This window comes from Nocardioides dokdonensis FR1436, assembly GCF_001653335.1.
GTDB lineage: Bacteria > Actinomycetota > Actinomycetes > Propionibacteriales > Nocardioidaceae > Nocardioides > Nocardioides dokdonensis.
This window is the reverse complement of sequence record NZ_CP015079.1, coordinates 4287706-4309726: the sequence shown is the minus strand read 5'-3', so window position 1 is coordinate 4309726 and position 22021 is coordinate 4287706. Positions and strand designations below refer to the sequence as shown.

Genomic DNA, 22021 nt, shown 5'->3' with positions numbered 1-22021 from the left:
CCGGGTGACGCCAGCGGTGCGTTCCCAGTCGATGCGGTCGGCGACCATTCCCGCGGTCGCGGTGGTGGGGCTACTCCTGGCGTTCGCCCGTGGACTCCGGCGCCGGGGGAGGGGCAGGGTCCCGACTCGGTTCGAGCGATCCGTCGAGCTTCCCAAGGCGGCTGAGGTAGGCGTTGTAGTCGGCCATTACCTGCCCTCCGGTGCGGGCCTCGGAGCGGTCGAACCGACGTCGCTCGCGCCGGTCGGAGGCGACCCATCGGACGATGAGGGCTCCGGCGAGGATCGCGAGCGGGTAGTCACCCAACGCCCATCCCAGTGATGCGCCGAATTGCTGATCGTCGAGTAGGGAGGCTCCCCAGGGCCGCTGGAGAGCTGAGAACCAGTCCAGCGCGAGCACTTGGTCCGAGGACATGAGCGAGACCGAGAAGAGTGCATGAAAGCCGAACGTCACCATTAACAGCACCACACGGAGCGGGAACATAGGTCGGTGGATTCCCGGGTCGATGCCGACCAGGCAGTTCGCCAGTAGGAAGCCGGTAAGGAGGAAGTGGGCCACCATGGCCACGTGCATGGTGTGAGACTCCAGCGACAGTTCGAACAGGCCGCTGTAGTAGAAGACGGCCAGGCTCACTACAAACATCCCGGCCGTTACTACCGGGAGGGTCAGGAGGTGGGCCAGGAACGATCGAAGTGCCTCTTGGAGCCACTCTCTGGGACCTAGGGAGCCGTCGGTACGGCGGGGCAGTGCCCGTAGCGCGAGTGTGATCGGTGCGCCGAGGACCAGGAACGTGGGTGCGGCGGTCGCGATGGTCATGTGCTGGACCATGTGCATGCTGAACAGCACCCGTCCGTAGACCCCCGGGGAGCCGCTGGTGGCCCACACGACGAGCAGCCAGCCGAGCAGCCAAGCGATGGTGCGCAGCAGTGGCCATCCGTCACCCCGCGCCCGGAGCCGGAGCACCGCACTCAGGTACCAGGCGGTCATGGCCAAGGCGACCGTGAGCCAGATCAGGTCGGGCTTCCATTGGGTGAACCACTCACCGATGCCGAGCTCGGGGGGCAGGTCGGTGCCGAGGAGGGCCTGTGCGTTGCTGAGGGACGGGTCGGTCTCGGGGGCCGGTGTGTTGGTGCGGCTCAGCGCGACCCCGGCACCGGCGCCGGTCAGCAGCAGGACGACCTCGTAGAACGCAAGCCGGGCGAACGCACTCGAGGCGCCGCACTCGATGCGCCGCACGATGCGGGTCCGCTGCCACCAGCCGAGAGCGGCGACCGCGCTCAGCACCGTGACCTTGACGGCGAGCATGGCTCCGTAGCTGGTGGTCAGTGCCGATGCGCCGGGTAGGCGCAGGGCGGCACCGGAGACTCCGGAGAGCGCGACCAGCAGCAGGCACCAGCCCGCGAGCCGGGAGTAGCGGCGCACGACGGGTCCGAGGTTGTCGCCCAGGTGTCGGCGCACCACCAGTAGGCCGACCAGGCCAACGGTCCACACGGTCACGCCGACTAGGTGGAACAGCTGCAACTCCACCAGGCGGTTGTGATCCAGTGACCCGGTCGCATGTCCGCCGAGTGCCATGGGCCACACTCCGGCCAACGCCACCAGCGCCGCGAACCCCATCCCCTCGGGACGTCGAATCATCAGGCAGGCGGTGGCGAGCAGGGCCGCCAGAGCGGCGCCGGTGAGCAGATAGCGGCCAGGGTCGTAGCTGGTGGCGAAGAACCACGTCTGGGACCAGAACCCCTCGCCGCCGACGGGCTCACCGGAGGCGTCGGCGTAGACGAAGATGAGCATCGCCAGGGTGCTCCATGCCCATGCCATCGCGGTCACGGCACCGACCTTGAGCAGCAGCCGCTGCGTCGACGACACGCGGCGCAACCCACCACCGGACCCGTCGCTGGATCCAGGGGCGGTGGGCAGGCAGGTGGCCGCGAGCACCACGACCCCGACCGCGACCGTCGCGCTGGCATCCCGCACCGCCTGCACTACCGGCAGGCCCCACCGTGTGACGGCACCCGAGTCCGGCAGACCCGGCAGGCTGGTGGCCGCCAGGCCGTCGGAGAGGAACAGCAGCCCCAGCGCGACACCCGGCGCGAGAGCCGTGAGCACCAGCAGGCCGGCGGCGCGCCTAGTCCCGCTGCCGGTCACCGGGGAGCCGGTGACCGCGCGGTCACTTGGCGCGATTGGGCTGGTCATCGCCGAGGTTCTGGCTGATCGGGTTCTGATACGTCTGCCTCGGAGTTGGCATCGGATGTGTCGGCGTCCGTCCCCGTGCCGGCCACCCCGTGGCCGGCATCTGCGTCAGCCCCTCCGTTGGTGGTCTCGGCAGCCGTGCCGTCGATCGACTCGACCGGTGCCACCCGGGTGAACCGGATCACCAAGAGCAGTGCGGCGAGCAGGAGCAGAAAGCCGCCAAGGAGCACGGGCGCCACAAGTCGCCACGATCCCGCGCCATCGTCCTCTCGCGCGTCGCTGGTCTGCTTGCCACCCCCTGAAGCCGCACCATCGGCCGGCTCAGAGGACGCGTTCTCTTCCGACCCTCGGGCATCGGCGGGGTCGTCACTTGATGCGTTGCCCTCTGTGTCTTCGGGGTCCTCGGTGGCAGCGTTCGCAGGAGGGCGCACGGTGAACGACAGCGTCCCTTGGACGGGGTGTCCGTCGGTGGACGTGACCCGGTAGGCGACCTCCCATGCGCCAGCCATGCCTTCGCCGGGGATGTCGGCCACCAGGTTGGTCAGTTCCGAGCCCGCCGTCACGGGCAGCTCCGCCGCGTCCTGGCCTGGCATGGTGAGGGCGACTTTCGAGAGCCGTGGCTCCATCGGCTCGTTGAACCGCAGCGTCACCCGGTCCGGGGGCTCGCGCAGCGTCGAGTCGGCGGCGGGGTCCGAGCCGACCAGGTCGGTGTGGGCCGCTGCGGGTGGGGCGGGCATGGTGAAGACGAGGACCGATGCGACCATCGAAACCAGCAAGGCACGTAGCAGGGCAAGGCTCGGGTGCACGGGCTTGACGGTCAAGGGGATTCTCCAGCCGTTCACGGACAACTACTATGCTCCATCGTAGACAGCGGTCGACTAGGAGGGGACATCGGGATGGGTGTCGGTCACGGGCATGGGCATGGACCTCAGGATGGGGGCCAGCTCACGGGACACGCGGGCGCGCGGTACCGGTGGCGGCTAGCGGTCTCCTTCGGACTCATTTCAATGTTCTTCGTCGTCGAGCTTGTCGCGGGCATCATCAGCGGCTCCCTCGCGTTGATCTCCGACGCTGGCCATATGGCCGCCGACGTCGTCGCCCTGGGGGCCGCGCTCGTGGCGACCAAGATCGCCACCCGCACCGACGACACCGGCCGCCGCACCTACGGCTCCTACCGAGCCGAGGTTTTCGCCTCCGGGCTCGCCGTTCTGCTGATGCTCGGCGTCGCCGCCTACGTCGTCATCGAGGCGATTGGTCGTATGGGCACCAACCCCGAGGTTGACACCGGCGCCATGCTAATCGTCGGCCTTCTCGGCCTCCTGGTGAACCTGGCCGCACTGGTCCTGCTGCGCGCCGGAGCGAAGGACTCGCTCAACGTCAAGGGCGCCTACCTGGAGGTCGTCGCCGACACCGCCGGTAGCATCGGGGTTCTTGCCGCAGCCGGTCTCGTCGCCGCCACCGGCGAGGGGTACTGGGACACCGCTGTCGCGTTCGCGATCGGCGCCTTCGTGGCGGTGCGCGCGGTCATGCTCGGCCGCCAGGTCCTCGCGGTGCTCGGGCAGCACGCGCCCGCTGGCCTGGACATCGACGCGGTCGCGGACTCCTTGGCCTCGGTGCCCGGAGTGAAGGACGTGCACGACCTGCACGCCTGGACCCTCACCTCGGGGATGAATGTGGCCACCGCCCATCTGGTCCTCCACGACAACACTCAAGGGCAACCCGCATTGGTGGCCGCACAGACGATCCTGCGGAATGACTACCTCATCGAGCACGCCACCTTGCAGGTCGAGGAGAAGCGCACCGCCAACTGCGACGAAGTGACCTGGTAGCTGCGCGCATCAGTTGATGGCTGCGGGCGAGGGCCGCGGGTCGACTGGTGTCTCAGTGCGTGTCGCCGTACATCCCGCCGCACTCTCCATCGCCCTCGGGATCGACGATGGGGCCATGCTCGGCGGGCGGATCTGCAGACCGATCTTGGGGCGTGGCTTCAGGCTGATCCCCGGGTTCGTTCTGGGCTGCCGCTGTCGCGGAGGATGAGTCCTGCTCGCGGGCAGCGGCGAGTCCGTCGGGCACCCGGTTCTCGGTCAACCAGAACACCAGTGTCCCGACACCCACGCAGACGGCGACGGGGATGCCGACGAATATGGCGATGATCCCCCACCAGCTCATGGCTGCCCTCTGTCACCATGGCGCATCTGATCACGAGGTGCCGCTGACAGCGGCGGTCCGGTCACGACCGGGTCACACTCCGGCGTAGGAGTGCAGGCCGGAGATCCACATGTTGACCCCGACGAAGTTGAACAGGAACGCCGCGTAGCCGAGGAGGCTGAACCATGCTGCGCGGGTTCCGCGCCATCCGGCCGTGGACTGGGCGTGGAGGTAGGCGGCGTAGAACACCCAGGTGATGAACGCCCACGTCTCTTTGGGGTCCCAGCCCCAGTAGCGGCCCCAGGCGGCCTCGGCCCATACCGCGCCCGCGATGACGGCGAAGGTCCAGATCGGGAAGGCGAACACGATCAGCCCGTAGGAGACTCGCTCCAGCGTCTCCGACCTCAACCCAGTACCAGTCCCGCGGCTGGTTGCGTCAATGCCCGATGTGGAGTCGTTGGCGCGTTCGCGGCGCCGCTGGATCAGGAACGCTCCCGAGGCGAGGGCGGCGATGGTGAACACGCCGCCGGCGACGATGGCCGCAGCCACATGGATGACCATCCAGTAGGAGTTGAGCACGGGGATCAGCGCATCAACCGGCGTGTAGAGAACGGTGACGGCGAGCCCGAGGCACACTAGGACCAGTCCGGCAACTCCGATCCCGAGACCCTCAATCCGGTGGCGCCGCGATCCGACGACGAAGGCGGTGGCGATGGCAGCGGCGCCGACCATGGCGAATTCGTACATGTTTCCCCACGGCGCCCGCCCCTCGTGCTACCACGGCCGCGATGTTCACGCCGCAGGCGATGGTGAGAAGTCGCCCCGCTATCAGCGCGGTCCGGCTGAGGTCGCTGCGGTCGCTGCGGTCGAGCAACGAGTTCACGTCGGGGGCCGCCACGTCCTCGGGCGGCCCATCTGGGTCTACGGCGACGGGGGAGTCGACGGGATTCGCCGACCCGGTCACCGCGGCGGGTGTGGTGGAGCGAGTTCGGGCGCCGAACCGGGCGCCAGTGCGGGCCTTGGCCAGATCGGCGGCGTACACCGTGAAGGCCACCGCTTAGATGCCGATGGCGAGGGCCACTAGGTTGTCGGAGAGTGCGGCGATGTTCACGAGGGACTCCTCACGGCCTCGGGATCGAGGTCGGGATCGAGGTCGGGGTCAAGGTCGGGGGTGAGGTTGGGGGCGAGGCGGTTCAGGGTCCGCATGAGGTTGTCTGTGTCCTCGCTCGGTGCGGATCTGCGGGTGAGGGACCGCGTGGCGGTCTCGACCTGGATGCCCTCCTTGTCGGGGCTTTGGGTGACGCGGACCCAGACCCGTCGGCGGCGGACGGTGAGGGAGACGGTGAGACCGATCAGCAGGAGGACAGCTGCGGCCGGGGCGATCTCCTTGCCGGGGTCGTAGGCGACCTGGAAGTTGCCGAACCGGGCGACGCCGTCGAAGGTGACCGACCCGGCGCCGTCGGGCAACTGCATGGTCTCGCCGATCCGCAGGCTCTGACTCTCGATTTCGGTCAGGCTGGTCTTGTCGAGGCTGTACACCGACTGCGGAACTCCGGTGTCCATGCTGAGGTCGCCGGAGTAGGCCACCAGGTCCAGACGGGGTGCGAGCAGTCCGGGGAACTGCGAGACATCGCCGCCCATCGGCGTGCCGGTGGGCAGGAACAGACCTTCGAAACCCAGCTGGGTCGGTTCCGCGTTCGGCACCTTGATGACGCCGTCGCTGGTCAGTGCGCCGTCGGAGGGAAGGAAGATGACCGGCCCGGAGAACACGGTCTCGTCCTTGCCGTCGCGGACTGTCACCCTGGGGGCGTACCCGTGACCGCTGAGGAACAGCTTAGTGCCGTTGACGTCCAGCGGCTGGTTCGGCGCGATGTTGGCGGAGGCTTCCGAGCCGCCCTCGGTGCGGTAGGTGACCTGTGCGTCGAACTTCCGGGGTTCGCCTGTTCGTGGCCCAGTCGGCGCGAAGGCCGTTTCGAGTTCCTCCAAGGTCATCGAGAAGGGGGTCAGCCCGTCGACGTCGGCTAGCGATGCCGGTGTGAACGCGTCGTAGGAGGAGGCCACGTTCGTGAAGGTGTCGCCCTCAGCGAGCGCGACTCGGCCTTCGAAGCCGAACAGCTTCCCGCCGGCCACGCCGACCAGCAGGACCAGCAGCGAGAGGTGGAAGGCCAGGTTCCCGATCTCCCGCACATAGCCCTTCTCAGCGCGAACCTCCACTCGTACCTCGGACTGGCCAGGCGCTGTCTCAGTTGACCCTGTGCCCTCAGGAGTGTCGGGCTCGCTGTCGACGACGACGCGATAGCCGCGGCCGCGCAGGGTAGCCGCGGCCTGTGCGACCACGACGTCGGTCGGCGCGTCGAGCGAGGTTTCGCGGTGGTGTTCGAACCGGTCCAGCCGCGGTGGCGCCTTCGGTGGCTCGGCCCGCGCCTCCCGCCACAGCCGCACGCAGCGCGGGAGGACGCAGCCGGTCATCGAGACCAGCAGCAGTCCGTACGTGGCGGCGAACCAGGGTGAGGCGTAGACCTCGAACAGCCCCAGCCGGTCCAGCCATGGCGAGATCCTCGGGTGCTCGGCCATGAACTGCGGCACCGCCGCCGGATCGGTGGCCACGTTGCGTTGCGGCAGCACCGATCCCGGAATCGCCGCGAATGCGAGGAGCGCGAGCAGAACCACGGCGGTACGCATCGAGGTCAGCTCACGCCAAGCCCACCGACCCCATCCCCACGAGGGCAATGGCCGGGCGCCCCGGTCCGCCACGTCCGTCGTCACCACCACCCCTACCGCGTCTCGTCGGAACACCATCTACTAGACGCAATAGTAGACACACGTTGCGCTTGCTGCCGCAGCGGCCTGCCCTCTTTCTTACCCATAGACGGACGGGCTGGAGAACCCTTGGAGTGACCTCCGGTTCTCCTCGAACCCCGTCGTCATCACGACCCGGTGAGCGCGGTTGCTCCGGGGAATCAGTAGGTCGTCACATGGACGTGGTCATAGTGATTCGCGGTCACCGATCCGCGATCCCCCATCGCGCGCCAACCCTCTGAAGAGCGCTCCACCGACCAGATCCGCCGGGCGTGAATCACGTAGCTGACCCCGAACTCGGAGTAATACTCCCGGAGAAACTCCGCGACCTGCCAGGCGCGGTCGCCGGCAACCATGATGTCCATAGCGATCCCCTGCGCATGCTCACCGTCGGCGCGCAGCGTGCCGTAGGTCACGATCTCGGGAAAGTTCGCGCAGACGGCCTGGTGGATCGCCCGGATGTTCGAGCTGACGCCGGAGGGGACAGAGGTCCCGTTCGTGCACTGACCGCCGAGGCTAGGCCCAGGTTCAGGCTTCTCCTCGCTGAGATAGCCCGAAGTGACCCACCGGGCCGCACCGTCCAGCACGATCTCCTGTCGGCCGAGCATCTCGCGGCCGGTGACGGGCACCTTCTTGCCTGCATCGAGGACACCGAGCTGCTCGGCCTGCTTGTCCGGGCGGGTCCAGATGTTGAGCTCGGTGGTGGTCCACCGTTGGGTTTCGGCATTCCGGATGGCCGCTGCGACCGCATTTGGCAGCAGGACCTCATCGACCGGGCTCAACTTACGCGCAGCAGCGGCCTTCAGCTCACGCGCGGGAGACCCCGCTGGCCGGCCGGCGTCGCCGCGCCTGATACCGCCACGCGAAACGACCGGGCGGCGGTCAAGGACGCTGCCCGCTGCCGACTGGTCGACGGCGCGGATGTCGGATGGGGGATCGGATCCAACAACTCCGATCGTCACCGCTGCGCCGGTTGCGAGAACCGCGAGTGGTGCCGCGATGAGTGCTGCCGAAGGCTTGCGTCGGGCGGTTTCCCGCTTGTGGCTATGAGTCGCCACGCGCTGATTCCTTACTGTCGCTGTCAAGGTCGATGCGCTGGTTCCCCCGGTGAGGAGGCCGGGCATGACGAGTGATGCAAGCACGCCGGCCAGCGGATTCTGAAATCCTCACTACTATCCGGGATAGGACACCTGTTCGGACATGTGAATCGGGATCGGCGGCGGAGCTGCTCCGCGCTGGCGCACGATGGCCGCGGTGCGGGCACGCAGCTCGATCGGACTGAGGTTGTCGGCGGCTCCGTTTAGCCTCTGCGCGACCAGTTGTGCTCCGTGAGCAGCGTGGGCCGAACGCGGACCTCCACGCGCGTAGGCACCACGGGTGCCGGACGGTCGCGTTCCTCATAGGCGCGATCGGGGTTTGCGACCCCCGAAGTGCCGATACACATGGAGAACTCATCCGGAGTGCTCACGAAAGGACCACGGAGATGGAACATGATGAAGATGCCGGGCGGCGGCCACCCCGATGCCATCGACGAAGATCGTGCGATTGGCATCGAGAAGAAGCGCGAGACCGCCCAACACGGACCGAGATCGAGACCCTGAACGACCTCCTCTCGTCCGGGCCGCCGTCGACAAGATGGACGGGTGACGGCACCACTTGGCCGCCCGTCCTGACCCTGCAGAGGTTCTCTTCAGTGTCGTAACCACCGCTCGGACTGGGTGAGATAGAGCAGGTAGGACAGCGCGGGCACCACGATCACCACCGCCAGCCCGACGGCGACCAGCAGCGCCTGCAGCGTTGCGTCGGCGCCGGCGGCCTGCTCGATGGTGACTTGGTCGACCAGTAGCCACGGGTACTGCCCGACCCCCCAGCCCAGGGTCACCGTGCCGACCGCGGCGGCCGCGGCGAACCGCGCGACGGCGTACCGCCGCGTCCAGATCAGCACGAGTGCGCCGGCGCCGGCGAACGCCGATAGCACCATGAGCGGCAAGGCCCGACCCGTGAGGCCGTCGAAGAGCGTGGCCGCGTCCTGCCTGATCGGCACCAACGCGGCGAACACGCAGGCGCCGGTGACCGCGCCCACACCCAGTGTGCGCACGCGCAGCATCTCGGCTAGCCCGGGGTGCCCGGATCGGGCGGCGTCGGCGACGAGGAACGAACCAGCCAGGTACGCACAGCTGCCGCCCGCGATCAGGCCGCCGAACAGCGAGGTCGGGTTCACCCACGACGAGACCAGGTCGCCGCCGCCGTCGGCAGGGACTCGGCCGGAGGCGATTGCACCGGCTACGCAGCCCAGGAAGAAGGGCGTGATCAGTGAGGACCCGGCGAACACGATGCCGAAGAGCCGGGCTTGGCCGATGGTGGCGGAGTACTTTCGGAACGCGAAGGACGCCCCGCGCAGCACGATGCCCAGAAGAGCGAGCATCAACGGCAACCAGAGCGTCGACATGGCCGCGGCGAACGTGCCGGGGAACGCCGTCCACCAGGTGACCAGCACGTAGATCAGCCAGACGTGGTTGGCCTCCCACACCGGTCCGATGCTGTGGTCAATCAGCGTGCGCACCTGCGCGCCGCGGCGGGCGCCGCCGGCGGTGGCGTCGAAGAAGCCGGAGCCGAAGTCCGCGCCACCGAAGACCGAATAGACGACGACGCCGGCGAACAGCGCGGCGGCCACCACAATCTCCAACATCACCGCGACGCCTCCTTCACGCCCTCGGCGGACTCCGGGCCGTAGGGACTGGGTAGGTCGAGCTCGCCGGCGCGCCAGCGTCGCGCCATGGACCGGAGTACGACGTAGGCGCCGAGCGTCATCCCGAGGTACACCACCGCGGTCCCGGCCAAGCTCCACCAGATCCACGGGTTATCGGTCACCGCGTCCTCGGTGCGCAGCACCTGCCAGACCACCCACGGCTGGCGGCCGACCTCGGTGGCGATCCAGCCCGCCTCGAGGGCGATCATCGCTAGCGGGCCAGCGGCCACGGCGTATCGCAGGAACCAGCGACTTTCCAGGAGGTCGCGGCCGCGCCATCGCACGAACCAGAACAACAGCACGGACAGGGCAAGCAGCGTGCCGATGCCGACCATGGACTGGAACGCCCAGTGGGTGATGTTGACCGGCGGCCGCTCGTCCTCCGGTACCTCGTCCAGGCCGGGCACCGGCTTGTCGAAGCTGTTGCGTGCGATCAGCGAGCCGATCTTGGGGATGTCGATGCTGTAGCGGACCTCGCCGTCGATCATGATCCCGCCCAGGCGCAGCGGCGCCGGTTGCTCGGTGGTCTCGGCCAGTTCGAACGCGGCGAGCTTGGCCGGCTGGCTCTCCGCGACCCGTAGGCCGAGCACGTGGCCGACCAGCGGCTGGGCAAGCGCGGCGACGGTGGCGAAGACGAACGGAACGATGAACCCGAGCCGGTGGTGGGGGTCGCGGTGGCCGCGCAGCATGCCCGCGGCGTACACCCCGGCGACGGTGAAGCCGACGACCACGAAGGCGCCGACCCACATGTGGGCGAACATCAGCCACACGCCGTCGTTGAACATCGCGGCCCAAGGGTCAACGTCGACCACCTCGCCGGCCGCGTTGAGCCGGAAGCCGGTTGGGTTGTTCATCCAGGCGTTGACCGCGATTACGCAGAACGTGCCGATCACGCCCGCGCAGGCCATCGGGACCAGCATCAGCAGGTGGATCCGCGGGGGCATCCGGCCCCAGCCGTAGAGGTAGATGCCGAGGAAGATCGCCTCGACGAAGAACGCCAGCCCCTCGAATGCGAACGGCAGACCGAGCACGTCGCCGTACCTGCCCATCAGACCCGGCCACAGCAGACCCATCTCGAAGCTGAGCACGGTCCCGGACACCGCGCCGATCGCGAACAACACGGCGGAGACCTTCGACCACCGCTTGGCAAGCTCGAGTGCCACCGCGTCACCGCGGAAGACACCGCGCCAGTGGACGATGAAGGTCATCGACGGGAAAGCCACGCCGAAGCAGGCCAAGATGATGTGCCAGCCCAGCGACAGCGCCATCTGGTTACGCGCGGGCAGTAGACCGGACGGCGTGTCAGACAACAGGACCTGCAGTGCCTCAAGGGTCATGGGTTCTCCTCAGTCGAGCCAGCACAGGAACGCATCCGGTCGCGGTTCACCGATGGTGCCGTCCGATCTCGCAGGTCTGCCGGGAGTCCGTAGCTTTCGCGGACATGGTCGCCCCCTTGCGCCGGCATCAGGCGCCCGTAGTTCCGGCCCCTTGCCGGCGAAAGCCTGGTCGTCCACGCGCCATGGGCAAGAGTCTACTAACTCTCATAGTAGATGGGCGAAGTGGGCTGACCTGGCGCTTCCTAGAGAAGCCGGCGCCGGCTCCTTAGCCGGAGGCACGGAATCTCCTATGGGGTCCATCAAGCTTGGCGCAGACCGCGTACTGCCGCTCCTACTATGATCCCTAGTAGGAGGTCGCGGTGCGAGTCTTGGAACTGACCTGCCCGGAGTGCGACGTCACTCTTCAGGCGGGCGACGAAGCGGAGCTCGTCGAGCTCGGGCTACAACACGAGCGGAGCATTCACGACCGAGCGGCCTCGCGGGAGCACGTGCTGACCTCGATCTGGCTCCAGAATCGATAATGGCCCACTGACCCCGCCGAGGTTCCCGCCCTCATCTGGCACGGGCCGATCTCTCCCACAGCGTGCCGACGGCGATCATCTGCGCCGGTCGCCCCAGCGCCTTCCTTGATGCCAGCGCTGCCGCGCGGGCGTCGCCGCCGGGTGACTGTGTCAGAGCCGGGCGTCCTTCTTCGCCGGGAACTCGACCTCCTGAGCGTCTCGGTTCCCGATGGCCTGAGTCGTTTGGATCGTCTCAAGGAACATCAGATCGGGACGCTTTGGATGATCGCCTGATGAGCGGATTGGCAGCGGTCGTCGCCGGCGGCCACGAACCCGGCGTCTACCGGTGGCGCCAACAGGATGTAATTTGAGTCGGGCCGCGTTAATGCCCCGAAAACGGCAGCATAAGCCGTCCAATCGGAGCAGACGGCGTCAAGACATCGGCCGGCCGGAGCCAGGAGTTGGCCCCGTCTGCGCAGGTCAGAGCGCACATCGCCAAGAGCGGGCAAAGAACGCAGAGCGCAGCAGCGCACACGCCGAAGGTCCAGAGGTCGTAGGTTCAAATCCTACCCCCGCTACACAGGCTGAAGGCCCGGACCACTGGTCCGGGCCTTCTGCATGTTCCAGGGGTCCCGGACGTCCCGGGACCGGCCGATCAGGGCGTGACGACCAGCTTGCCGACGAGACCGCGTCCCTCGAGGTCGGCCTGGGCGGTGGCGAGGTCGGCGAGGTCGTAGGTGCGGGCCACCACCGGACGCACGTCGCCGCGGCGGACCAGCTCGACGAGGGTCTCGAAGTGGGCCGGCGTGTGCATGGTCGAGCCGACCAGGGCGATGTTGTGCAGGTAGAGGCGGCGTACGTCCAGCTCGAGCCGGTGGCCCCCGAGCGCCCCGGCGACGACCCAGCGCGCACCGTCGCCCAGCAGGTCCAGGCCCTGGGCGACGAGGGGTCCCGCGACCACGTCGACGACGACGTCGATGCCCTCCGGGCAGGCCGCGGCCAGGGTCTCGTGCAGGTCTCCCTCGGTGCGGTCGACGGTCGCGTGCGCACCCGCGCGACGCACCGCGTCGGCGTGCACGCCGCTGGTGACGGCCACGACCCGGGCGCCGCGCGCGGCGGCCAGCTGGACGGCCGCGAGGCCGACGCCGCCGGATGCGCCGGTGACCACGACCGTCTCACCGGCCGCGGCGCGCCCGCGCTCGAGCATGCCCAGCGCCGTGCCGTAGGCGATCGGCAGCGCGGCGAGCTCGACGTCGCTCAGTGGGGAGTCGTCGACCGGGTGGGCCCGCGCGGCGTCGACGACGACGAGCTCGGCGAAGCCGCCGTCGCGCTCGCTGCCGAGGATGTCGACGGGGTGGGCGTCGGGTCCCGGGTGGTCGTAGTGGGCCGGGTCGACGAGCACCCGCTGCCCGAGCAGGTCACCGGGGGCCCCGGGGCCCAGGGCGACCACCTGGCCCGCCACGTCGCCGCCCTGGATGCGGGGGAAGTCGATCGGGCCGCGCCACCCCGAGCGGGCGTCGGGGTCGTCGGGGCGGCTGCCGTAGGCGCCCTCGCGGGTCCACAGGTCGGTGTTGTTGAGCGACGCCGCGGCCACCCGCACCAACACCTCGCCGGGACCGGGGGCCGGTGTCCCCACCTCCCGCAGCTCGAGGACCTCCGGCCCGCCGTGGCCGGTCAGCACCATCGCTCGCATCGTGCGGGGGACGTCGGGCTGGTCCATGTCCTGCTCCTCACCTAGACTTCACTGATCTGTGAAGTCAGCCTAGGTATACCGATCTGTGAGGTCAACGTGGACGTGTTGGATCCCGAGCAGCTGACCCCTGCCGCCCGGCGGATCCTCGACGCCGCCGCGGTGCTCTTCTACGAGCAGGGCATCACCGCGGTCGGGGTCGACCTCGTCGCCGAGCGCTCGGGCGTGACCAAGCGGACCCTCTACGACCGGTTCGGCTCCAAGCAGCAGCTGGTCGCGGCCTACCTGCTCGAGCGCGACCGACGCTGGCGCGCGCTCGTCGAACAGCCGTACCGGGACGCCCCGGACCCGGTGGCGCGGGTGCTGGCACCCTTCGACGCGCTCGAGACCTGGCTGGACGGCGCGACCCGCGGGTGTGCCTTCGTCAACGCCCTGGCCGAGCTGCCGGAGGCCGGCCACCCCGGTCGCCAGGTGGTGCTGGCCGAGAAGCAGTGGCTGATCCAGCTCTTCGCCGACTCCCTGCGGGAGGGCGGGTTCGCGGAGGATGGCGCGCTCGCGCTGCAGCTGATGTGCCTGCACGAAGGGGTGCTCAGCCTGCGCGGTACCGCTCCGGGGGTCGACGCGATCGCCGCGGCGCGGTCTGCCGCAGCCCGGTTGCTGGAGGGCTGAGGACACACGGGGCTGCGGCAGGTAGACAGAGGTCATGTGGTTCGACTCCTGGTCCGACGTCGTGCGGGTGCTCCTGGTGGGGCCCGCCTCCTACCTCACGGTCGTGCTGGTGCTGCGCGCGTCAGGCAAGCGCACCCTGTCCAAGCTCAACGCCTTCGACCTCGTCGTCACCGTGGCGCTCGGGTCGACGCTCGCGACGATCTTCCTGAGCAAGGACGTCTCCTGGGCCGAGGGAGCGGCGGCGCTCGCGGTGCTGGCCCTGCTCCAGCTCCTGGTCGCCACGCTCAGCTCGCGGGTCCCGGTCGCCCGCTCGGTCGTCACCTCCCGGCCGGCGCTGCTGCTGCGGGACGGTCGCTTCCTGACGGAGGCGCTGCGCTCGGCGCGGCTCACCGAGGCGGAGGTCAGGCAAGCGGTCCGGGGCAGCGGATCGGGCGACCTCAGCACCATCGCGGCCGTGGTCCTGGAGAGCGACGGCAGCCTCAGCGTGATCCCCGCGGAGCAGGCAGGCGACCGCAGCGCACTGTCGGACGTGCGACCGCAGGGGTGACGCCGGTCTACCCGTCGGCGATGCCGACGTACGAGATCCGCCACCCGGTGGGGCTCGTGGTGGGCTCGAGGATCGCGTAGTAGGTGACCCCCGGGTCGGCGGTGAGGACGATCTCGCAGTCCCGGGTCCCGCCGCCGTTGTCCCGGCACCCGGCGACCGAACCGGCCTCGCCGTGCGTCCAGTCGACGAGCTGCTCCCACTCGGCGTCCCCGAGGACCGCGGCGTCGCCGAGGAGATCGCGGTCGTCGGCGCCGGCGGCGTCGAGTGCGGTCGCCAGGGCGTCCTCGGCGCTCGCGGTGCCGGTGCCCGTGCCGGCACCCGGAGCGGGGAAGTCGCGGCACTCGCCGAGGTCGACGTCGCACCGTGCCAGTCGGGAGCCTGCCTGCGGGTCGCTCTCGTCCTGCAGCACCGCCACCAGCATCCGGTCGTCCTCCCAGACCCAGGTGCCGACGGCGAACCGCCAGCCCTGCGGGGCCTCCAGCACCGCCTCGTCGCCGCCGGCGAGGTCCAGCGTGCTCAGGCCGCCCACCGAGGAGACCTCGCCGCCGAGGGTGCCGTCGGGGGAGAACACCGCCCGGGTGCCGCCCGGGCTGACCTCGAGGTCGTCGTACGTCGGCAGGGTGCCGCCCCGGGTGAGCACGCCGTTCTCGGAGAGCTCGGCCAGGTAGGACGGGACGCTCTGCGGGTCGGAGTCCATCCCGTCGACGACGACGAGGCCGGCGGCGGTGTCCTGGAGGACCTGCTGCTCAGGGGCGGTCGTCGCCAGGTCCACGACGGCCGGCGGGTCCGAGGCCCGGTCCGGCTCCCACGCACGCCACATCAGGCTGGTGCGGCGCCCCTGCACGACCACGTAGCCGTCGTCGGTCACCGCCCGCACCCGGGGCACGACCCCGCCGTCGGTGCGGGCCAGCTCGATCGGTGGGCTGCCCAGCCCCTCGCCGGCCGGTCGGGTGTCGAAGCCGGTGAGGCGGGGACGCCCGGTGCTGAGGTCGACGAAGGCGACGAAGCCGCCGCCCGGGGAGAGGACGGGGGGCTGGTCGATCTCGGCGGCGATCGGCCCGAAGTCGCGGCCCGGTCCGCCGCTCCACCACGAGCCGTCCTGCTGCAGGGCCAGCCACTGGCCGTTGCGGGACTCCACGCTCCACCAGGCGCCGGGCACCTGGGTCCCGTCGACGTAGAGCCGCTGGTCCACGACGTAGGGCACCGTCGGCGCGGTGACGGAGATGGTCGGGTCCTCGGGTGCGACCGGAGCGGGCGCGTCCCCCGGGCGGCCGATCACCAGGGCCAGTCCGGCGACGGCCAGGACGGCCGGGGCCGCCACCAGGAGGGGGGTGCGCCACCGCGTGCGCAGCGACGGCGGGGCCGACTGCGGGCGTCTGACCGGCATCGGGGGCACGACCAGGCCGTCGGCCACCTGGTCCAGCTCACGGGTCAGCCGGTCCTCCATCGGCGTGCTCTGCTCGGGGCTGCGCTCACTCATCGCGGGCCTCCTCTCCGGGGTCGGTGCCGGGGCCGATGGCGGCTCGCAGCGACCTCAGCGCGTGGTGGGCGGTGGACTTGACGTTGCCGGGGGAGCAGCCGAGCGTCTCGGCGATCTCGCGCTCGCTGAGCTGCTCGTAGTACCGCAGCACGATCACGGCCCGTTGCCGCGGTGGCAGCGAGGCGACGTGCGGCCAGAGCGCCATCCGCTCCTCGGGGCCCGCCGCGGCGGTGGTCCGCGGTTCCGGGGGCGCCTCGGACAGCACCTCCAGCCTGCGCGCCCGCGGGCGGTGCTGGGAGAGATGCAGGTTGGTGAGCATCCGACGCACGTACGCCGTCGGGTTGTCGGCCCGGCTGACCCTGCTCCAGGAGCGGTAGGTCTGCTCCAGCGTCTGCTGGGCGAGGTCCTCCGCGTCCGCGTGGTTGCCGGCCAGGAGGTAGGAGCACCGGTAGAGCCACGCCCACGCGGACGCGGCGTACTCCTCGAAGCCCGCGGCGTCCTGCGCCGGTCTGGTCGTGGTGAACACCGCCGCCTCCTTCTCCTACTCCACCTGACGCGAGTGCGGCGCAAGAGGTTGCGTCCGGCGCGCAGGCAACGCGATTTGTGCGCTGGAGGCGCCATGTGTGACGGTTGAGCCACCGACGCGGGGTGGAGCAGCTCGGTAGCTCGCTGGGCTCATAACCCAGAGGTCGCAGGTTCAAATCCTGCCCCCGCTACAAATAGGTGACCGCAGACGTCGCCGGGCACAACCACAGAAGTCCCGCCGGTGCAGATACCGGCGGGACTTCGTGCGTTCCGGCACGATGGTGGTCATGGACGAAGGACGTGGTGGCGACGCCCGCGCGCTGTGGAACGAGCCGGCCGGGGCCCGAGGGGTCCGCTCGTGACCGACGGTCGCGACCACGTCCGCCGAAGCAAGCGCTACCCCTGGTCGGCGACCGACCACGGCTACCCCTTCTACGGGCGCTGGGACTTCTGGGCGGGCACGTTGTTGACGGTCTTGGTGGTCGGTGCGCTCACCGTGGCCCTCGTGCCGTCCGACCCGGCACGGATCGCTGTCGCACTCGTGGGCGTCGCCGTCGGCTGTGAGTCGTCCCGCGCCGCTCTCGGGGTGTTCCGGTCCGACCGTGAGCACCGCGCACGCATCGCCGAGGCGATGAGTGAGGAGACCGGCGCCGCGATCACCGTCGACCAGCTGGCCAGCCTGTACGGCAGGCTGCACCGCGACAGCGGGGACATCCACCGCAAGACGCCCAAGAGAGCCACCGAGTCCCGCACGGAACCCGACGGCAGCACCCTCGAGCTCACCATGTTCCGCGACGAGACCGTCACGGCTGTCTGGACGCGTACCCCCCGTTGACGAGCCCCTCGTCAGTCCGTGCGTGCGTGCGTGCGGGTCGTCCACAGAAGCGTGCGGACCCTGGACACGCGTCGGGGGAGCCTCTAGAATAGAACACATGTTCGATTCTCGTGGTGACGCTCTCCCCGGTACGCCGGGTGAGTGCGTCGCCGCGCTCGAGGAGCTGGAGGCGCTCAAGGCCCACCTCGCCGCTCGGCAGGCGCGGATCACCGCCCACCTCGACGACCTCCAAGCAGGCGCCTCCGACCGCTCGGTCGGCGCCCAGGTCGCCCTCGCCCGCCACGAGTCACCCCACCGCGGCACCCGGCTGCGCGCGATGGCCTGCACCCTCGTCGACGACCTGCCCCACGTCCTGGCCGCCCTCGAGCAGGGCCTGATCAACGAGCACCGCGCCGAGATCCTGGCAGGCGAGGCCGACCACCTGCACGCGCTGGACCGGCCCGCCTACGACACCCAGCTCGGTGAGCTGCTCGCCACCGGCGCACCGCTCGGCGACCGGGCGCTCCGCCTGGCTGCCCAACGGATCGCGATGCGCCTCGACGACCAGGCCGCCGCCAAACGCCGCGAACGCGCCCACCGCAACCGCCACGTCACCGCCCAACGCCGCGACGACGGCACCGCCCAGATCACCGCCACCGTCTCCGACGTCCACGCCGCCGCGATCATGCAGTCCCTGCACGCCCGCGCCGCTCAGGAGCAGGCCGCCCAGGACACGTGCGACGAGGGCGAGGAACGCTCCTTCGGCCAGGTCGTCGCCGACCTGTTCGTCGCCCGGCTCACCGGCCAGGTCACCGCCGTCGCCACCCCCATCGCGCTCAACCTCGTCGTCTCCGCCGAAGCCCTCCTCGGCGACGGCCCGGGCGCCGATGAGCCGGCCGAGATCGTCCCCATGCACGGCGGCGCCGGCGGACCCATCCCCGCCTCCGTGGCCCGCAGACTCCTCACCTGCTCCCCGGACACCTCGACCCGCATCCGGCGGCTGTTCGCCGACACCGAGCACCTCGTCGCCATGGAGTCCACCTCCCGCACCTTCGACGGACTGCTGCGCCAGTTCGTGACCCTGCGCGACCGGACCTGCCGGACCCCGTGGTGCAACGCGCCCATCCGCCAGATCGACCACATCACCCCCGACCACGCAGGCGGCCCCACCAGCGCCACCAACGGCCAAGGGCTCTGCACGGCCTGCAACCAGCTCAAGGAAGAACCCGGCTGGACCCACCAGTCCATCCACACCGACGACCTCGACCCCCACGAGGTCGAGATCACCTCACCGGCCGGCCAGACCACCCGCACCAGAGCACCCGACCCACCCGGGCTCGTCCCACCCGAACCCACCTGGGTCGAGACCTGGCCCGGACACTGGGTCCTCATCGCGTGAACGTCCGGCTCGGCGTGAGCGAGGGGCGTACAGCGACGCGTCTACACCGAACGGGGTAGCAGCGGGGTCCGGAAATCGGATGGTGCGCACCCGGGCCGTAATCTTTCTTCGTGAACGACGTGCACGTCATCGCCTACTTCGCCGATGACCCGACCCGGACCTACCAGCTCGTGCAGTGGCTCGACGTGCTGGCGCTGCTGCACGAGCAGCACCCGGTGGCGATCGTGGTGCGCGACCCCGGCTCCGCCGAGGTGCTGCGCGAGCGCACCGACCTGCCGGTGCTGTGCGCCGTGGAGTTCCCCGAGCTCGCCGCGCTCTACGAGGAGCTCGACGCGAAGGTGGTGCTCTACTGCAACAACTCGATGCTCAACTTCCAGTCGCTGCTCGACGGGCGCCGCCTGCACGTGCACGTCAACCACGGTGAGTCCGACAAGCAGTCGATGGCGAGCAACAACGCCAAGGCCTACGACCGGGTGTTCGTGGCCGGTGAGGCCGCCGTGCAGCGCCACGTCACCGGCCTGCTCGAGCTGGACACGCGCCGTCTGGTGCGCACCGGGCGCCCGCAGCTCGACCTGCGGCCCGCACCGCTGCTGGCGCCCAGCACCCGGTGCACGGTGCTCTACGCGCCGACCTGGGAGGGCGACGCCGACTACAACGACTACACCTCGCTCGACGTGCTCGGCACCCGGATCGTGGAGCAGGTCCTGGGTGTGCCCGACGTGCGGCTGGTCTACAAGCCGCACCCCAAGATCCTCACCAGCACCAGCCCGGGGGTGCTCGAGGCCCACCTCGAGGTCCTGCGCCTGGTCGCGGAGGCCGGCCGGCGCGACCCCGGGGCGGGCCACGCCGAGGTCCTGCGCGGCGACATCCTGGCTGTCATCCCTGACTGCGACGCGATGATCACCGACGTCTCCTCGGTGGGTCTGGACTGGCTCTACCTGCGCACCGAGAAGCCGATCTTCCTCACCGACCCGCACGACGACCGTGAGCGGCTGCGCCGGGACGTGCCCGTCAGCCGGTGCGCCGACGTCGTCGACCGCACGTCGGTGGACGCACTGGGCACCCTGCTCACCAGGCGGCTCCGGCGGGACGAGCACCACCTGGCCCGGCTGGCGATGCGCCACCACTACTTCGACGACCTGCAGGTCGGGGAGAGCACCCGACGCTTCCTCGACTCGGTCAGCGACCTGGTGGGCCTGCGCGACCGGCTGGTGGGTGAGGTGGACCCGGTGACCTCGGCCGACCACGTCACCGAGACCATCGCCTGAGCCGTCCGTCGCGAAGGACGGGCGGCGGGCTCAGACCTTCTTCACCACGCTCGACTTGAGCTGCATGGGGCCGAAGCCGTCGACCTTGCCCTCGATGTCGTGGTCACCGACGCCCTGGGCGATCCGGATGCCCTTCACCCGGGTGCCGACCTTGATGGAGCCGGCGGCGCCCTTGACCTTGAGGTCCTTGACGATCGTCACCGTGTCACCCTCGGTCAGCACGTTGCCGACGGCGTCCTTGACCACGGGTACGGCGTCGCCCTCCGCCGCGGTGTCCGCGGGGGACCACTCGTGGGCGCACTCGGGGCAGGCCAGCAGGGCGCCCAGCTCGTAGGTGTACTCGCTGTGGCACTCAGGGCACGGGCTCAGGGTGTCGGACATGCCGCGATCCTAGGGCGGGCCGCCGGCGCTCCGGGGCGCGTGACAGGCGCTGGTCAGGTTCTGTGCAGGTGGATGTGGCGATGATCGCGACATGAGGCTCTTCCCCGGTCGACGCCCGGCACCCACCACACCGTCGCGGCTCCTGTCGCACAGACGTGGCTGGCGGGAGCGCGGCAAGCAGGCCGCCGTCGCCCTGGCACTGGTCGGGTCCGCGCTCGTCGCTGGTCCGGTCGCGCCTGCGACCGCCGTGGCCACCCCGGCCCCGGCGCCGCTGGTCACCGCCGCACCGGAGCCGGTGCGCGTGCCGGTGGTCGACAGGCAGGCCGAGCAGGCGCTCGGCGCCCGACTGGCGACGGAGTACGCCGGCGCCGTGCAGGCGACGGACGTGGAGCGCCTGGTGCGTCGAGTCGTCCGACAGCTGCGCCGGGAGGCCTCACCCCCGGAGCGCCTGCTGCACACGGCCGAAGCCATGTGCCGGCGTGCCCTGACCGACTTCCTCGCCCGGGGTGTCCCGCTCGCCCTCAGCTGAGGGCGAGCCGGCGGCTCACGAGCACTCCTGGGTCCCCGCGTCGAGCGTGCGTCCCTCGACGTCGACGAAGCGCCAGTCGAACGACGTCGGCGACAGGCCCAGCTCCAGCACGCCGAACGCCTCGTCGGTGCTGAACCGCGACCCCGTCGCCAGGTCCCCGATGTCGTAGAGCGATCGGCCGCCGGTCCCGACGACGAAGTGCGTGGCCCGGGGGCCGGAGTCGACGACCCGGCCGTCGGCATCGATCGGGGCGAAGCGTTCGTAGTCGTGGTCGTGACCGGCCAGGGAGAGGTCCACGCCCCCGTCGACCGCGGCCGACCACAGGCCGTCCACCTGCTCCTGCGAGCCGTGACCGGTCGAGGAGGACCACCGCGGGTGGTGCATCGCCACCACGGCGCAGTCGGTGGGGTGGGTGGCCAGGTCGTCGCTCAGCCAGGCCGCCTCCTGCACGCAGTCGACGTCCTCGCAGTTCGAGTCGAGCAGGTAGACCCGCCAGGCCCCGACCTCCCGGACGTAGTACGGACCGGTGTCGAAGTAGCCGACGTACCCCTCGGCGCCGTCGCTCTGGTACTCGTGGTTGCCCGGGACCGGCGCGATGATGTCGTCGAACCGCCCCCACGAGGGAGCCCAGCCGCGCTGGAACTCCTCGAGCCGCCCCGACTCGTACTGCAGGTCGCCGAGGGCGATGACGGCGTCGGGCTCCAGCGAGGCGGCCAGGTCGGCAGTGGCCTGCTGCTGGCACTCGTCGTCGGTGACCTGCAGGTCCGGCGGGCAGACGATGTCGCCGACGGCGACGACGCGCACCGTGGTGCCCGGCCCTGAGGTGTCCGAGAGCTCGGACGCGGCGGGGCCGCGCACGTCGCTCTCGGACACCTCGGCCGGTGCACCGCACCCGGACACCGCCACGGCGACGCCCAGCGAGAGGAGCACGGCGCTCGCCCTGGCTCGCGGTGCCCAGGACTGGGGGCGTCTCGGTGTCACGGGGGCTCCTGGAGGTC

Annotated in this window: 19 protein-coding genes, 1 tRNA gene and 1 pseudogene; 8 read left to right on the top strand and 13 right to left on the bottom strand. The window is 70.2% G+C overall.

What is annotated here, in order from left to right; genetic code table 11:
* Nucleotides 1-70: 70 nt before the first annotated feature.
* Nucleotides 71-2191, bottom strand: a complete 2121-nt coding sequence (locus I601_RS20260; protein WP_084527900.1) for a bifunctional copper resistance protein CopD/cytochrome c oxidase assembly protein — start codon at nt 2189-2191, stop codon at nt 71-73.
* A complete protein-coding gene (locus tag I601_RS20255; protein WP_068113858.1) occupies nt 2188-3009 on the bottom strand; it encodes a copper resistance CopC family protein in 822 nt (273 codons plus the stop codon). The genes I601_RS20260 and I601_RS20255 overlap by 4 nt, the downstream gene beginning before the upstream one ends.
* A 75-nt stretch (nt 3010-3084) precedes the next feature.
* Here I601_RS20255 and I601_RS20250 point away from each other — a divergent pair, with 75 nt between their 5' ends.
* Nucleotides 3085-4017 carry a cation diffusion facilitator family transporter gene (locus I601_RS20250; protein WP_068113856.1) on the top strand — a complete coding sequence of 311 codons (933 nt, stop codon included), beginning with the start codon at nt 3085-3087 and terminating at the stop codon, nt 4015-4017.
* A gap of 52 nt (nt 4018-4069) precedes the next feature.
* On the opposite strand, the gene I601_RS20245 is transcribed toward I601_RS20250, so the two are convergent.
* The 7 genes and pseudogenes from I601_RS20245 to I601_RS20215 all read right to left on the bottom strand — a co-directional run bounded on the left by I601_RS20245 (nt 4070) and on the right by I601_RS20215 (nt 13441).
* The gene (locus I601_RS20245; protein WP_068113854.1) at nt 4070-4357 is read right to left on the bottom strand and encodes a hypothetical protein; all 288 of its coding nucleotides are present in this window, start codon (nt 4355-4357) and stop codon (nt 4070-4072) included.
* A gap of 72 nt (nt 4358-4429) precedes the next feature.
* Nucleotides 4430-5095 (bottom strand): annotated as a pseudogene (gene ccsB / locus I601_RS20240) (c-type cytochrome biogenesis protein CcsB); the annotation flags it as partial.
* A 348-nt stretch (nt 5096-5443) separates the two neighbouring features.
* Nucleotides 5444-7018 (bottom strand): cytochrome c biogenesis protein ResB, encoded by a 1575-nt coding sequence (gene resB, locus I601_RS20235; RefSeq protein ID WP_237089495.1) that lies wholly within the window; start codon nt 7016-7018, stop codon nt 5444-5446.
* Between the two features lie 278 nt (nt 7019-7296).
* Entirely contained in the window at nt 7297-8193 is an 897-nt protein-coding gene (locus I601_RS20230; protein ID WP_157520368.1) for an SH3 domain-containing protein, read from the bottom strand.
* A 632-nt stretch (nt 8194-8825) separates the two neighbouring features.
* Nucleotides 8826-9809, bottom strand: coding sequence for a cytochrome d ubiquinol oxidase subunit II (locus tag I601_RS20225; RefSeq protein WP_237089494.1), 984 nt, complete (start codon nt 9807-9809; stop codon nt 8826-8828).
* Between the two features lie 14 nt (nt 9810-9823).
* On the bottom strand, nt 9824-11221 hold the full coding sequence (locus tag I601_RS20220; RefSeq protein WP_068113825.1) for a cytochrome ubiquinol oxidase subunit I: 1398 nt from the start codon (nt 11219-11221) through the stop codon (nt 9824-9826).
* A gap of 1155 nt (nt 11222-12376) precedes the next feature.
* The gene (locus I601_RS20215; RefSeq protein ID WP_068113823.1) at nt 12377-13441 is read right to left on the bottom strand and encodes a zinc-binding dehydrogenase; all 1065 of its coding nucleotides are present in this window, start codon (nt 13439-13441) and stop codon (nt 12377-12379) included.
* A gap of 69 nt (nt 13442-13510) precedes the next feature.
* Here I601_RS20215 and I601_RS20210 point away from each other — a divergent pair, with 69 nt between their 5' ends.
* Together I601_RS20210 and I601_RS20205 are read left to right on the top strand one after the other, a co-directional pair.
* A complete protein-coding gene (locus tag I601_RS20210; protein ID WP_218917717.1) occupies nt 13511-14080 on the top strand; it encodes a TetR/AcrR family transcriptional regulator in 570 nt (189 codons plus the stop codon).
* A 34-nt stretch (nt 14081-14114) separates the two neighbouring features.
* The gene (locus tag I601_RS20205; protein ID WP_068113821.1) at nt 14115-14627 is read left to right on the top strand and encodes a DUF421 domain-containing protein; all 513 of its coding nucleotides are present in this window, start codon (nt 14115-14117) and stop codon (nt 14625-14627) included.
* Between the two features lie 7 nt (nt 14628-14634).
* On the opposite strand, the gene I601_RS20200 is transcribed toward I601_RS20205, so the two are convergent.
* Both I601_RS20200 and I601_RS20195 read right to left on the bottom strand, forming a co-directional pair.
* Nucleotides 14635-16107: a hypothetical protein gene (locus I601_RS20200; protein WP_068113816.1), complete on the bottom strand. Its 1473-nt coding sequence runs from the start codon at nt 16105-16107 to the stop codon at nt 14635-14637.
* Nucleotides 16100-16633 carry a SigE family RNA polymerase sigma factor gene (locus I601_RS20195; RefSeq protein WP_068113813.1) on the bottom strand — a complete coding sequence of 178 codons (534 nt, stop codon included), beginning with the start codon at nt 16631-16633 and terminating at the stop codon, nt 16100-16102. Before I601_RS20195 ends, I601_RS20200 begins: the two co-directional genes overlap by 8 nt.
* A 116-nt stretch (nt 16634-16749) precedes the next feature.
* Here I601_RS20195 and I601_RS20190 point away from each other — a divergent pair.
* From I601_RS20190 to I601_RS20175, 4 genes are all read left to right on the top strand, one after another.
* A tRNA-Met gene (locus tag I601_RS20190) sits at nt 16750-16823 on the top strand.
* Nucleotides 16824-16990: 167 nt separating this feature from the next.
* On the top strand, nt 16991-17467 hold the full coding sequence (locus I601_RS20185; RefSeq protein WP_068113810.1) for a hypothetical protein: 477 nt from the start codon (nt 16991-16993) through the stop codon (nt 17465-17467).
* A gap of 97 nt (nt 17468-17564) precedes the next feature.
* Complete coding sequence (locus tag I601_RS20180) at nt 17565-18845, top strand: HNH endonuclease (RefSeq protein ID WP_068113807.1); 1281 nt, start codon at nt 17565-17567, stop codon at nt 18843-18845.
* Nucleotides 18846-18955: 110 nt separating this feature from the next.
* Nucleotides 18956-20113 carry a CDP-glycerol glycerophosphotransferase family protein gene (locus I601_RS20175; RefSeq protein ID WP_068113804.1) on the top strand — a complete coding sequence of 386 codons (1158 nt, stop codon included), beginning with the start codon at nt 18956-18958 and terminating at the stop codon, nt 20111-20113.
* A 30-nt stretch (nt 20114-20143) separates the two neighbouring features.
* Here I601_RS20175 and I601_RS20170 read toward each other — a convergent pair whose 3' ends face one another.
* Nucleotides 20144-20494, bottom strand: coding sequence for a zinc ribbon domain-containing protein YjdM (locus tag I601_RS20170; protein ID WP_068113802.1), 351 nt, complete (start codon nt 20492-20494; stop codon nt 20144-20146).
* A gap of 91 nt (nt 20495-20585) precedes the next feature.
* Here I601_RS20170 and I601_RS20165 point away from each other — a divergent pair, with 91 nt between their 5' ends.
* Entirely contained in the window at nt 20586-21023 is a 438-nt protein-coding gene (locus tag I601_RS20165; protein WP_068113800.1) for a hypothetical protein, read from the top strand.
* Nucleotides 21024-21038: 15 nt separating this feature from the next.
* Here I601_RS20165 and I601_RS20160 read toward each other — a convergent pair whose 3' ends face one another.
* On the bottom strand, nt 21039-21953 hold the full coding sequence (locus I601_RS20160; RefSeq protein WP_068113794.1) for a metallophosphoesterase family protein: 915 nt from the start codon (nt 21951-21953) through the stop codon (nt 21039-21041).
* Nucleotides 21954-22021 lie beyond the last annotated feature (68 nt).